At 59.9% G+C, this 14,614-nt stretch carries 5 protein-coding genes; 1 reads left to right on the top strand and 4 read right to left on the bottom strand.

Features of this window, described 5'->3' with window-relative positions:
* Nucleotides 1-86 precede the first annotated feature (86 nt).
* Nucleotides 87-9,005: a tetratricopeptide repeat protein gene (locus tag DES53_RS07285; RefSeq protein WP_113957574.1), complete on the top strand. Its 8,919-nt coding sequence runs from the start codon at nucleotides 87-89 to the stop codon at nucleotides 9,003-9,005.
* A gap of 192 nt (nucleotides 9,006-9,197) precedes the next feature.
* Here the strand turns inward: DES53_RS07285 and DES53_RS07280 are convergent, their stop codons facing one another.
* The 4 genes from DES53_RS07280 to mreC are packed head-to-tail and all read right to left on the bottom strand — an operon-like array spanning nucleotide 9,198 to nucleotide 14,539.
* A complete protein-coding gene (locus DES53_RS07280; RefSeq protein ID WP_113957573.1) occupies nucleotides 9,198-10,808 on the bottom strand; it encodes an Rne/Rng family ribonuclease in 1,611 nt (536 codons plus the stop codon).
* Between the two features lie 53 nt (nucleotides 10,809-10,861).
* Nucleotides 10,862-13,063: a penicillin-binding transpeptidase domain-containing protein gene (locus DES53_RS07275; protein ID WP_211325475.1), complete on the bottom strand. Its 2,202-nt coding sequence runs from the start codon at nucleotides 13,061-13,063 to the stop codon at nucleotides 10,862-10,864.
* A 31-nt stretch (nucleotides 13,064-13,094) separates the two neighbouring features.
* Complete coding sequence (locus DES53_RS07270; protein ID WP_113957571.1) at nucleotides 13,095-13,718, bottom strand: hypothetical protein; 624 nt, start codon at nucleotides 13,716-13,718, stop codon at nucleotides 13,095-13,097.
* Nucleotides 13,715-14,539, bottom strand: coding sequence for a rod shape-determining protein MreC (gene mreC, locus DES53_RS07265; protein WP_113957570.1), 825 nt, complete (start codon nucleotides 14,537-14,539; stop codon nucleotides 13,715-13,717). The genes DES53_RS07270 and mreC overlap by 4 nt, the downstream gene beginning before the upstream one ends.
* Nucleotides 14,540-14,614: the final 75 nt, after the last annotated feature.

Genomic DNA, 14,614 nt, shown 5'->3' with positions numbered 1-14,614 from the left:
AAAATCTTCCAAATTTCCCTCCACGCAAACGTCTTGCACGGGAATGACGACGCCGCATGGCCTTGCGCGTGAACAAAAGTTAATCCATGCGCGTCAGAATCGCGCTTGCTGCTGACAACACACTCCGGGTAAGATTTGCCGCCATGAATCAGGGAATTCACCTCACGCTCGCGCTTGCGTTTTTGATGCTCGCCGCCGCCCCCGCCACCCAGGCCGAGCCACCCGAGAAAGCCAGGCGCTATCTGGACATGCTCCGGCAGCGGCCCCAGTTCGGCGTGGTCTTCGAGCGATTTCTGGACGCATGGTATGAGGAGTCCACTCCGGATGCGCTGGCGGAACACCTCAGGGCGGAGGCCGCAAAACCTGAGGCGAAGAGCGGCGACCATTTGCTGCTCGCCCTCTTCGAAACCCGTCGGGGTGATGAAGCCGCCGCTGTTGCTGCCTTCAAGAAAGGTCTCGCACTCGAGCCCGCCAATCCCCTTGCGTGGCAGGAGCTGGCCCGGCTGCAGGTGCGCATGCTGGACTTCAGCCAGGCCCTGGAGAGCCTGGACAAAGCACTCCAGCAAAAGCCGGATGGCGCCCTCGCGGTGGAGATTGAGAAGCAACGCGGGCGTGTGCTGCTGCGCACGGGCAAACCCGAAGATGCCCTCACAGCGTGGCGGAAGCTGCTGGAAGCGCACGCGGATGATGAGGACCTTGCGGAAGAGGTCGTCGATGTGCAGCTCGATGAAGGGCTCTACACCGAGGCGGTGGCGCTGATGGAGTCGCTGATCGAGAAGACGAAGGACGCCTATGCCAGGGTCAATCGTCGCATGCGGCTGGCAGACATCTACCTCCGAGCCGGCATGAAGGCAGAAGCGCTGGAGCAGCTCGCAGAAGTGATCCGCCAGTCCGGGCACAACACCTGGATCGAAGGGGAAGCCCTTGCGCAGACCGATCAGATCTTCCGTCGCGAGGACAACCTCAGCGGCCTCGCGGGTCATCTGGACAAGCTCGCGAAGCAGGAAGATCAGCGGGTCGCCATCAAGCGTCACCTCGCTCGCGTATCTGCCGAGACAGGGCTCAAGGATCAGGCATTCACCATCTACAAGGATCTGCTGTCACGCACTCCGGGCCGTCGTGATCTGCGAGAGGGTTACCTCGATCTGCTGGAGCGCTTTGGAAATTTCACAGAGGCCATTCCGCAAACCAAACTGCTGCTGGAGCAAAATCCCGGGGACAAGGAATTGCACCTACGTCTCGCCGCACAGCAGCAGCACGCAGGTGACCCCAAAGCGGCGAGCACTTCGCTGGATGCGTATCTCGCCGCGCCAGGCTCGGGTGAATATGACTACCTGCGTGTGGCGATGCAGCTCGAAGCGTGGGGTCGCAAGGATGATGCGAGGACCGCTTTTGAGAAGCTGGTCGTCAAGCATCCGGACAGTGTCAGCGCCAAGGAGGCCCAGGCGCATTTCCTGCACCGCATCGGAGAGAAAGAACAAGCCCTCACCATCTGGATGGATCTCGCGGCCAAAGGGGATCAGGAACAGGTCCTTGCCGTCGCCCAGGCTCTGCTCGCGAGGCTGGAGGCCAAGACCGCCTATGAAGTGCTGCGTTCTCGCATGAGTGAATTTGGCAAGGATCCGCGCTATCTCGCCCCACTGCTGACGGCGGCCATCACTGTGAAGGAGCAGAAGACTGTTGCTCCCCTGGCAGTGGAGCGTGTGAGGCTCACCCTGGATTCCGGCATGCTGGAGGATGCCATCCGTCAGGCCGTGCAAGTGCTGGAGGGCGCGCAGGAGATCTCCACCACTGCGAAGTCTCTACAGGGCCAGCAGAGCATGAGCATCGCGGAGCGTTGCCTGCTCGCCACCTTGCTGGAGGAGATGGGAGAAAAGGAATCGGCCGAGCGCACCCTGCGCGAGGCCGGAACGGAACATGCCCTGCTCGCCCAAACACGGCTCGTGGGATTGATCGAAACACGACAGGACTGGCCACGTGCATCCCAGGAGATGGAGAAGCTCATCGCGATGCCAGAGGGTCGCACTTCCCAACATCTGCAGAGGCTGGTCGATCTGAAGGAGCGCTCGGGTGAGCCGGAGGCGGCCCTGAAGGTAGCCACAGAATGGAAAACCCTGTCTCCAGGTGCAGTCCAGCCATGGCTCACAGAAGCGACATTGCTCACGGCACTGAGCCGCCAGCAGGACGCCATCAAGATCTTGCGCGCAGCATCGCGGAAGTTTGAAGACGACGACAATGTCGCCGCTGCTCTGGCCAGTGCGTATTCCGAGGCAGGTCAGTTTGGCGATGCAGAGCGAATCTTCATGCGTCTCGTGGAGAAGGCCGAATCTCTGGAGGACAAGATTCGCTGGGTGGGTGCACTGGCGCAGGCAGCCAGTTCACGAAACACGCTCAAGCAGGTGACCGAGTCCTTCCGCGAACGTCAACGCAACAACCGCGAAGACGCAACGCCCTGGCTGGCGCTCGCGGAGATTGCGAAGGTCTCCTCCGACCAGGCCGAGCAACGCCGCTGTCTGCTGGAAGCGGCACGCCTTCGTCCCAAGGATATTGATCTCCTGCATCAGATCGCGCGAGTGGAGGAGGATACCGGTGACTTCAAGCAGTCCTTGCAAACCCTGGAGAAAGCTGCGGCACTCGATACCGGTTGGAGGACAAAGCAGGCCATCGCGATGGCGCACCTGCGCGCAGGCGATGACGAACTGGGCTTCCGCTTGCTGGGAGATCTCATGGGCGGAAAGGACATCGAACCCAAGGATGCGCTGCGCCTCGTCGATGCGATGATGGCACGCGAACATTGGGACAAGGCAATCGCATTTCTCACACCGCTGGTGGACAAGCATTCCGAGGACTACCGGCTGAGATATCTGCGGGGCATCGCCCTGTTTCAGAACATGGACAATGCCGGCGCGATTGCGGAGTTCCTCCGTGTCGCCGCAGCAAAGCAGGAGGTGCCAGACGTATTAAGGCGCCCCCCCACAAAACTCGTCTCGCCGTGGGAGACCACCTTCTATGGAGCCATTGAGAAGACCTCACCTCCCGGCGCGGTCTCGGTCTACCGCATGACACGCAATCTGTACGAGGCCACCCAGTACCGCATGCGCGCGCAATACAGCGGGATGATGGGCTCTGGTGTGCGCGTCCCCGGGGATGTGGAGTCTGCCCGCACCTATGCTCTGGCCAATCTCATGCTGCTCAATGCTGAGGAGGCTCCGGAAGGAAAAGCACGCATCGCCAGCGCCCTTGAGGCCGCAGGGATCGAGCATGTTGCAGTGCTCATGTCATTTGAGCCCAGCCCGCAAGCCGCCTGGAACATGACTGTGTCGGAAGATGCATTGCGCGCCCATCCCGCAGACACCCTGCTCCACATGTTCTGGGTGGACTTCAACAATGGGAACAACAATCAGTCCCTCCCCATCGAACTGTGTCAGAGAGCATTCGATCTTCTCCAGGAAAAGTACCCCCTCCCGGCCTTTCGCGCGGCAGCGGCTGCGGTGAGGACAGCTCCAGAGGCTGGACTGCCCATGCTGGAGAAGGCACTGGCAAGCTTGGAGGGCAAGCAAGATCCCACCTCCAACGTGGTCACCGAGCTCTCTCAGATGCTGGGTGGCGGACAGAATGCCACGCAGTCTCCTCCCAAGCTGGAAGCCCCGGAAGCAGTGCAAAAGAAAATGCTCGCCGTCATGGTGAACAACATCCTGAAATCGCCGGCGCCCAAACCGAACTCGTACGATTTCTCCATCCTCTATGCCTCCAATGCCTGCCGAGCCCAAGGCGCGTGGGAGGCCTATGTGACTCTCTGGAATCATCATCTCAAGGTATTGCGCTCCGTGGATCCCACGGCCCAAAAACAGCTCATGGCGTGGAGCTACGGGGGAGGCCAGAATCAGAAACCTTTGCTGCGTCCCCTGCTCTTCCCCAGCAGCGATACCCTGCCCGGTTTGTTCATCAAGATGATGCACTATTCGGATCCCTTCAATCCGCATGTGGATTCCTATGCCCGGTCGGGCCCTGAGGATGACTACACCGGCATTGTTCCCTTTTTGGATCGGGTGGAGGATCCTTCCATGCGTCTCGCTCTCTCTTATAAGGCCAGCCAGACAAAACGCCTGGAGGAAGATCTGAAGGCACACGCCAGCCGTGAGGATGCTTCCCCCAATGACCTGCTCATGGCCGCGAGCTACGCAGGCACCACGGATAACCTTGAAAGCGCAGCCACCTACCTGCTTCGCATGCAATCCTTTCCCATGGATGCCGTCCGCCGAGCGGAGGTGGATGCAGCACTCGTCCATGCCGTAACGAATTTGAAGGAAAAGCCACCTCAACTTTTGGAAGCAGGACAGCAAGCAGCAAGGCGGCTGAGGAGCGCCAAACTCGATGCCCGTCAGCGGGAGGATCTCGCGGAAGCTTTCGCCACTCTTGGCCTCAAGGAGGAAGCGGAGCAATGGCGGCGCCTGGCCACACTCACGCCCGCCCCCGCCCAGCAGCGCTCCTACGGAGGAAGCTACTCATCACAGTCCTCACCCTCACGTCTGGACACGGCAATCGCGAAGGGGAATCACACGGAGGCCGTCAAGATTGCCCTCAGCGAGCTGAAGAACATCAAGTCCCAGTACTGGGATGACAGCAGCGGCTATGCTGTGCAGGAGGGCAGCCAGCTCGTGAAGAAGCTCACGTTTCCCGATGCCAGGGTCAAGCTCATCGCTGCCATGGATCCCGGGGAAGACGCTCCAGTCACTCGCCGCGAAGAATTCGCAGCTCTGCTGGAACTTGTGGAAGAAAAGGAGCGTGCCCGGAAGATTTACGAAGAGATTCTGCAGAAGAACGCCAATGCCCACACCGTTCGCATCCGCCTGCTTGCCATCACCGCCCATGGTGATCCCGACAAAGCAGGCTCACTCCTCCTGGACATACCGCTCAAGGCATTCAATCAGTCGCTTGACGGGACTCTTCTGAGCCTGTGCAATGAAGATGAACTGCCTCCCGCGGGACGCATAGCGATCTTCAATGCACTCTCTGCCGTGCTGGAACAACACGCCGGGGATGATGCCGTGAAGCGGCTTCGCTCGGAACTGGACTGGATCCAAGAGCTCCCTCCCCTACTCGGCCGCCGCACCTATGGCGGGGGGAAGACCCTGCCATACATGTTCGACAGGGATCCATATGCCGACAAGCGCTACAGCTATGTCAAACCCGACGCACCGGAACTGAAGCAGCGACGCGATGCATTGAACCGCCTTTGCAAGGCGATGATGCTGCATCCGCGGCTCGCGGCGTCCGGCTTCTCCTGGTATGCGGCACTCGCCCTGTCCGAGAATGGAAATGCGGAGGAGCTGGCCACTCTCGCCACCAGTCTTGTGGAAAAATCCAAGGCGCACCATGCCTCCGGAGTGCCTCTCACGCCACTGGCGCCGCGCAGGTACAGCTTCTACGAGGAATATACGGCGGTGTGGCATCCGCACCCGGTAGAGTTCCTCATCTGGCACGCTTGGAAGAATGGGCGCACGGATTCCATCAATTCGGAAATCCTCCCGATGGCCCAGCAAATCGTGGATCGCAGCCAACTCAACTTCCTGAAAACACAGGCTCGGATGTGGACATGCGAGCCCGCCGAATTCGCCACAGCGGCGGAATCTGTTGTCCGCGCGGCCAACGTCGCCATGGGTGGCAGCCATCGGCAGACAGAGTATGCCGTGTGGCTGACGGATCGCTGGAAAGAGCGGAAGATTCCAGGCCCTGTGCTCGACAAATCCATCTTGTCCTTCGCGAAAGCCTCCTCTGGATACAACGAAGGCAATTACATCCGGCTCTATCTCAAGACTCGCCAACAACTCGCGCCCGAGGCAGACACCGGTGAGTTCCTGAAGCAACTCCTCGCCACCATGCTCGGCCCGCAGCAGAACCGCTGGCAGGGCCGCATGCTTTCCTTTGCAAACGTGCGCTATGGCCGGGGCGGGTCCTACAATGACCGTGATGCCTACAATGCAGGAATGATCCTTTCCGCCCTGGCCGAGCACACGGAGACGAAAGGCATTGCCGTACAGGCAGGCATCCTCACAGGTCTCATCAACCATGCTGAATGGGTCCGCAGTACGCTGGGGCAAAGAATCGGCGAAGTCGGCAAGGACGCGAAGCTGGCCATGGACTTCCTGGAGAAGGCCGAATTCCTCGGCGAAGCCCCGCAGATGCGTGTGGTGAACGACGAGCGCATCGTGCATGAGATCTTCCTTGCTGCACGACAAAACACCGAGGTGCGCAAGGCCATGACCGACGCGTTGAAATCCAAGCCCCGTTCCTTTGGCGTGGAGCTTGCGGAAACCATGCTACAGCAGAACCAGGATGCGGCCCTCTCGGCATTCCTCAAGCGACGCAAGGCAGATCTCGCCACCATCCCCCCGGATCGCATTGCGGGTCTGGCATCGTTGATCCGGGCAAACATGCCTGCGGCCAAGAATCTGGCGACCTTGGACGTGGTGCTCAAGGACGCTCTACAACCCATCTTCGCGGCAGAACTCGCGGAACAAAAGACCCTCCTCGACAAGTGGATGACGGCAAAGCGGATGCAGGATCTGCAACTGGACGACAACAGGTATGAGGACGCCCTCGTGAAAAAATTCGTGGAGCTGTCTGAAAGCGATCCCCCCAAGGCCATCGAATACTTCAACCATGCGTGCAAGCTCATGGAGACCAAGGAGTCTACCATGCAGTGGACCACCTCCACCGCAAGCAATGGCTGGACCCTGCGCTCAAACATGCTCGCGGAGGCCATGAAGACAGCACCCAAGATGAGGATGTTGGGTCTCTCGATGCGGCTTTATCACGAGGACACGAGCGGGAACCTGACCATGAATGGCTGGTCCCATGACGCAAAGTGGGGCCAGCCGATCCAAGAGGCCTGGAAGAATGCCGGAGGCCTTCACAACAATGAAGCTGGCTTGCAGGGGATGCTCACGGCTTTGCAAAAGGAACTTGGCGACACTCCGCACACGTTCCTGCCACTGGCCTTCTACGATTTCTTCAACCGTCTCCCCCTCAGCCTGCGCATCGAGGCACTGAGATGGGCTGAGAAACCCACAGGCGATCCATCACTCGCGCCACTGGCAAAGGAGCTGGCTCTCGCCGGCCGCTTCTTCCTGGCCACGGAGAATGGCGCACGCTCCAATCCAGAGATGCAGAAGGCGCTGGCGGAACTCGGTGGTGTGGAGCCTGTGTGGCAACATGAGGCGGCCAGACTGCGCGATGAGAAACTGCATCCCCGTGCGCGCCTGGCAGTCGCGCATCACCTCTGCTACCGTGCCCCGGAAGCGGTGCCCGCAGACGTTGCATCCGTGGGCGCAAAGCTGGCCCTCGAGGCTCAGCAAAAGCTCCAATGCATGCACGGATACCAATACGGATGGCTCCTGAAGGCATGGTGTCGTCTACCCGCCACCGACGAATGGAAGAATGAAGCCCAAGAACACTGGGCAGCATGGAAACGGCGCAATGACCGCAAGGTGCAAAGCAGGACCCTCCGGTACGAACCCCATGAATGGCCCATTGTGAACATGCTGCGGGTAGCCGCTCACGCTGGGAATGAGGCCTGGATGGCCGAATTGCAGGTAAAACACTCCTACCATTTCCAGGACGATCCATCTGGCATCGCCATTCTAGCCGGCGAGGGCCGCCTCAAGGAGGCACTGGACTGGACGCGCGCAGGCTGGTCCAACATCCTGCTGGCTCCCGAGAATGGCATGTATTGGAATGCAGCCACGGCCCAGGCTGTGACGCAGCTTCGAACCTTCGACGCGGAACCCGACATTCGTTTCCTCTGCGAGGTCATTCTCTCCAATCTTCCCGACCCCATCAAACCTGAGCAGGCATCCATTCCGAACTTCGCGGATCGCCGCAAGCGCATGGTCGAGCTGGCGAAGCGCATGAAGGACATCACCTTCTCCACCCCGGAGCTGAAACGGACCTGCGCGGAAGAATTTGCCCAGTACTACTATTGTTATGAACCACTGGCCACCATCCTCGATGAAGTCGCGGAAAAGGTGGACATCCCGGCTCTGGCCAAGTCACAGAACTCGAACGAGTGCCTGCGTCGTCTCAGGCCGGTGGTTGCCAGCGTCAGCAGGAAGATCTGGAATGGTGACGCCAAGCCCGCCATCGCCGCCTATGACAAGGCGCTCTCGACGCCGGATACCCTTCACGAATACTATCGACGGTCCGCGGTGAAGCACTCCGTGGGAGACGTCCTGAAGCTTGTGCCCAGCAAGTGGAGCAGCCAGGAGAAACCGGACCGCTCTGCGCTGCTGGCGCTGGTGGACCACATCCTGGCGAAGACTCCGGACACCATGTTCGAGGAGCACGTCGCGAATGCGATTACATTGAAGATTCTGATCCATCACCTGGATGGCCATCCAGAGGCCATCGCGGAGTGGCGCAAGACGCTGACCGTTGATCGTACGCAGAAGATGAAGACCTACCTCTCCCGGTATTTTCGCATGTGGACCTTCTTCGACACGATGAACCTCGATGCGAAGTTCCGGATGAAGCCCGAGGAGCGCGCGGCTCTCATTGGCGCCTTGCTGAAGGATGAGTGGATTGGCACAAGATATCCCGACACTGGCACGAATATCGCCAATCTCATTTCCACCCTCACCAAGGACAAGGCGCTGAAGCCGGAGGACATTCCAGTCACGTGGAAAGTCATTGCCGAGGCCTACCCACGCAAAGGACGCACCGCGAGTGAGGCTGCCGATGTGCTTGCCCAGCGCGGGATGCTGAGCGACGCCCTCGCAGCGTTCGACCTTGCCATCTCACAGGCATCCGCAGACTACGCGACCTCCGCGGCATTCATCTGTCGCAAAGCTGAGTTGCTCAGGCGGCTGAAACGCGATGAAGAAGCCGCTGCGGATCTGCTGGCGCTGGATGAAAAGAAGATGGGCCCCGGCGGAAAGGCGCAGCGAGCTGCACTGCTAAAGAGCATGGAAAACGAGGCGAAGCCGGGGCAGAATTCTTCACAGTAGGTTTGCGAAGGGTAGATATCGGCAACACGGAAATGCGAGGTCCAGACCGTACCTCGCACTCCAAACGCTGGAAATTCACCATTCCAGTTCAATGCATGCCACTGAAGCTCCGGGTGGAAACACAAAGGGCTTCGCGTTCCCCGCGAAGCCCTTTGCACAGATGTCCGATGTCAGGCGTGGAAAAGCAGCTCGTTATGCCAGCTTAATCTCCTCCCCGGTCTTTGAATTCGCCAGCAGCACCTGCTCGCGCATGTAAGTGGGATCCGTACGGAAGGTGAGACGAGCCTGGTACTTGCGCTCCAGGTCGACCAGAATCTGATCGTCAGAGGAGCGGAGGCGCTGCATGACGTCCGGATGGATCACCACCAGCACGTCACGACCGTTCTCCGGCAGGCGGGCCAGCACGGAGGTCAGACGGCGCTGGATTTCCACGCTCATGGTGAGCGGGGTCTTGATCTGGCCGTGTCCCTTGCAGTGCGGGCACTCTTCGAACATGGCATCGCTCAGGCTCTCGTGCAGGCGCTGGCGGGTCATTTCCATGAGGCCGAACTGCGAGATTTGCAGGATCTGCGTCTTGGCCTTGTCGCGCTGGGTGTGGTCGACCATCGACTTGTAGACCGCCGAGCGATCCTTGCCGTGCTTCATGTCGATGAAGTCCACCACGACAAGACCACCCATGTTGCGCAGACGAAGCTGGCGTGCCACTTCGGCGGCGGCTTCCATGTTGGTCTGGAGGATGACCTTGTCGACGTTCTGGCCGCTGCCCTTGTTTCGGCCGGTGTTGACGTCGATGGCAATGAGGGCCTCTGTTTGGTCGATGACAATGTAGCCGCCGCACTTCAACCACACCTGGCGGTAGAAGGCCGTATCGATCTGGCGCTGCACATTGTACTTCTCAAACAGGGCACCCGGACCGGTGAAGAGTGTGATGCGACGCTGGGCTCGGCGGGAGATGGGTGCCACGAGTTCCTTCATGCGATCCACGGTAGCGGGGTCATCACACACGATCTCATCGAGATCTTCCGTGAGGAAGTCACGCACGGTGCGCTCAAAGATGTCCGGTTCCTCAAAGCAGCAGCAGGGCGCCTTCTGGCTGTCGCGGCGGGAGGCGATGTCCTTCCACTGCTCCAGCAGGATGCTCAGGTCACGCACAATGTGGCGGGTGCGCTTGCCGGAGGCTTCCGTGCGCAGGATGATGCCCATGCCTTCCGGAAGACTGAGTCCCTCAATGATGCGGCGCAGGCGAGCGCGCTCCTTGGGGTCATCGATTTTGCGCGAGATACCGCAGGATTCGTTCTGCGGCATGAGCACGAGCAGACGTCCGGCGAGGGAGATATTCGTGGTGACGCGCGGTCCCTTGTTACCCACAGGTCCTTTCGTGATCTGCACAAGGATTTCCGAACCCACGGGATACAGTTCAGGAATGTCCTTGGCGCTGATGTTCTTCTTCTTCTGCCCACCCTTGCCGCGGCTCACCTCTTCCATTGCCTGGGTGTTCAGAGCTTCCGGAATGGCATCCCAGAAATGCAGGAAGGCATTCTTCTCCAGACCAATGTCCACGAACATGGCCTTGAGACCCTGCTCAATGTTCTTGATGCGGCCCTTGTAGATACTGCCGACCAGGTGCGTGGTGCCCACGCGCTCCACGGAGTACTCCTCAAGGATGCCATTCTCCAGCAGCGCCACCCGGTTCTCGAGCTTCTCGCAGTTGATGACAATGCGCGTCCCCTGGGTGGGATCCTTTTTGCCGGTGATGAACTGGGTGATCTTCCTTATTCCATTCTTGACGAATTCCAAAGCCATAAGCGTAAAAAGTAGGTGAGGTTGCGGGTGGCAAGCAATCTAAAAGGGCAGGCCTATCGGCCGAAGAGGCGCTTGAGAAGACCGCGGCGTTGCGCGGGCTGTTGCGGTTGCTGGTTGCGTACATTGCGGCTGCCTTCTTCATCCGCCTCCTGGCGGACAGCGGCGCGCACGCGCACATTCTGCTCGGCACGAGGAGCACGCTTCGGCGGAGGCTCATTGTCTCCAGAGTCGCCGGCCTCCTCCTCGGAAGAGCCCGGAAGCTGGACGGGGGGCATGCCTTCAAAGCTGACCACCTCCACCGGATTGAAGTTGCCCTGCACCTCCGGCACGGAGGCAAGATTCACGGTATAGCCAGTCTCCAGGGCCAGCGCCTGCTCCATGACACGCTTCGCGATGGGAGCCGCACTCACGCCCCCCCCCTTTCCACCCTGCACGAGAATACAGCAGGCGAACTTGGGATTTACGTAAGGGGCGAAGGTAATGAAGAGCGTGTGGTTATCCTTCACGGACTCCCCCTTCTCGTTGTGCCTCCAGTTCTGGGCGGTACCGGTTTTGCCAGCCACTTCCACGTTGTTGATGCGGGCCGCCCGAGCCGTGCCGCCATCTTCCATGACCACACGCCACATGCCTTTTCGCACCAGCTCGATCTTCTCGGGTGTGAGGCCGAAGTCCGCAAAATTCGCGCGCAGGTCAGGCTTCTGCTCACGCACGAGTTCATTCCCATCCATGACCTTCTTGAGGAGGTGGGGCTTGAATGCCAGACCACCATTACCCACCGCTGCAGCCACACCGGCCATCTGGAGCGGGCTGGCCTGCACGGCACCCTGGCCGATGGAGATGTTCGCCATGGTCGCTTCCGAGAAAGGTTCACGCGGACGGTTTGCATTCCACCAGCGCTTCGTGGGCAGGATGCCGGGATCTTCTTCTTCCAGCTCAATGCCTGTGCGGGTACCCAGGCCCAGCATGTCCCCCGCCTTCGTCATGTTCGCATCACCGGCGTGGTTGCCGTACTTGTAGAAGTAGCAGTTGCAGGACTGCTTGATGGCACTGGAGAGGTCGAGGCTTCCGTGCGCCCCACCCTTCTGGCCAATCCAGCACTGCATGTAGCGATTGCCGAACGTCAGGCCACCGGGGCAGTTCCACACATCCCTCTGCACACCTCCCAGAATGCCCGCCAGAGAGGTCATGATCTTGTAGGTGGAGCCAGGCACGAAGCTGCGGACAGAGCGATTCAGCAACGGGTTCGTGGTATTGTTGTTGTACGCCTGCAGGTCCGCCTTGCTGATGGCTGGAATAAACTTGTTCGGATTGTACGAAGGCACCGCCGCCATCGCCAGCACCTCGCCGGTGGCGGGGTTCAGCACCACCACCGCACCGCGGCCGATGGCAGGCGTGCTTTCGCGCAAAGCCATCTCCGCGATCATCTGGATGCGCGCGTCGATGGTGAGATACACGTCATTGCCCTTGCGCGGTTCCTGATAGCTGATCTCGCGCACCAGCCTGCCCTTTTCATTCTGCAGCCAGGTACGGATGCCCGGGCGTCCGCGCAGGTCGTCATCAAAGCTCTTCTCCAATCCCGCGACACCGTAGTCATCAGGCACGTAGGAGTCCCATTCCTTGATTTCCTCTTCAGAGACCTTCTCTACATCCGCCCCCGCCACATAGCCGAGGGCATGGCAGGCCATGGAGTCAAAAAGGTACTGCCGTACCGGGCGAGCCTCAATGTGCACCCCGGGCAGTCCCAAACGGTGCTCCGCAAACTTCGCAAAGTCCTCAAACGACAAGTCACTGCGATAAGCCCACGGTACCACTCCACGGTGCGTGCGGTAGTGCACCCGGAGATTGTTGGCATTGTAGCCGGAGGCGAGGCCGAGCTGGTTCAGTGAACCAATGATCACTTCATCGAAGATGGCGACGATATCGATCTCCTCCTTGGAACGCATGATGCCCTGATTGGGGAACAGAAACTCGCGCATGGGCACCTTGCGCTTCAGCTCGGCAGGCTTGCCCTTGTTTTCCTCTTCGACTTGCTTCTTGAACTCATCGACGAGCGTCTTGAGATCGATTCGAACCTCGAAGGAGGGCTTGTTGGCCACGATCGTGATGCCGTTGCGATCCTTGATCTCGCCACGGGTCCCGGGCACGCGGGCACGCCACTCCTTGGTGGTCGGAATCTTGTGAACGAACTCCTCGTTTCGCTCGACACTCAGATTCCACAACCGCTGCGCCAGGGCGCCGAAGCCCACAAGCAGCATGATGGTGAAGATGTAAAGGCGGAGGCGGTACTTAACGACCATTGTAGCGGTAGGCTAGCCCCTCATTCCTCACTTCATGGTGGACCAGACGCGCGAGCGTATGAAGAAGGAACAACAGGAGCGGTGAGACGAGCATGGCCAGTAGCGTATTGGTCACGAGCTTGGTCCACATCCCAGGTTGAAACGCAAAACTGCCCCGGACGAAGGAGAGCAGCAGATATTCCGTGAGCAGCCACGCGAAGGTGCCCACGCCCACCATCAGCACAGGAAGCTCCCAGCGCCCCCGGCGGAACAGCGGACGAATGCCCTGCATGAGCGCACCGATCATGCCGAAGAGGATGATCGAGTAACCCACCGGCATGGCGGTGATATTCACATTCTTTTCCACGTGGTTCTCAGCCACGAGCTCGGTGGCCTCAAGCGCAGGCACCTTCTCCGGACGATACGGAAGGTGCCGTGCGTCCCACGCCAAACCCGTGAAGAAAGCGAGGACCAGCATCACGGGAAACGTGACGCTCAGGGACGCGGAAAGGAAGAAGACCGGCGGGAGCAATACCCGCGCATACTGCGCGAAGGCGATGGCGGGGATGAACTCCTGAAACCCAAACGTGAGGGCCAGCAGCGCGCACACCAGAAGATTGTAGACGAAGGTCATGGTGTATCGGCAGCTTCCTTGTGCACCACGAACACATCCTGGAGCAGTGAGAAATCCACAGCGGATTCTACCACGGCCTCCCCGGAAATGTCACGAATCTCAAACGCCTTCACTTTGCCCAGGAGGATGTTATCCGGGAATACCCCGCCTTCACCGGTGGAATAAACGGCAGCGCCGGGGGTGATCTTCAGGGTGCGGTCCAGGAACTTCAGCCTCAAGTCCGGCCGGGTCTCGAAGCCTCCCCGCTCACCCATGAGGATGCCTCTGGCCTGCATGCCCTCGATACGGGCCGCCACGCGGCACTCCTCGTCTGTAAGCAGAATGACTTCCGCCGTGTGCGCAGCGACCTTGCCCGTCTTCCCCACCATGCCAATCTGGCCTACATAGGTGATGACGGCACTGTCGGTGCCCACGCCGTCCATTGCGCCCTTGTCGATGATGACCGTATTCCACCAGTTCGAGGACGAGCGGCGCAGCACGCGGGCGGCGGTGAGCTTCATGTCGATCTGCTGACGATACTCCAGCATGCCGCGGAATTTGTTGTTCTCCGAGAGCACCTCCTCGTATTTCCGGGCGGTGATGCTGAGTTTGTCCACCTCCTGTTGGAGGCGGCGGTTCTCGTCTTCGAGGGCGGCTACATCCCGGGGGCTGGCGGTCACCTGCTGCACCTGCTGCTCCACCTGGGCGCCACCCCGGATGAAAGGAGACAGCACCCCCATGACCCACGTCTGAATGGCACGGGTCTGCGGCGTCTTCAGGGTAAACACAGCCACCACTGCCGTCAGAAACAGCAGAAGGGCTGCCACATTGAGTTTATTCATGGATGCAAGGCTCCGGCTCAGGATTCACCCGGCGTTCCCCACGGGGAGTGTTCCGGCAATCTGGCTTCACCTGCC

The organism is Roseimicrobium gellanilyticum (assembly GCF_003315205.1).
GTDB lineage: Bacteria > Verrucomicrobiota > Verrucomicrobiia > Verrucomicrobiales > Verrucomicrobiaceae > Roseimicrobium > Roseimicrobium gellanilyticum.
This window is presented reverse-complemented; position numbering and strand designations above follow the sequence as displayed.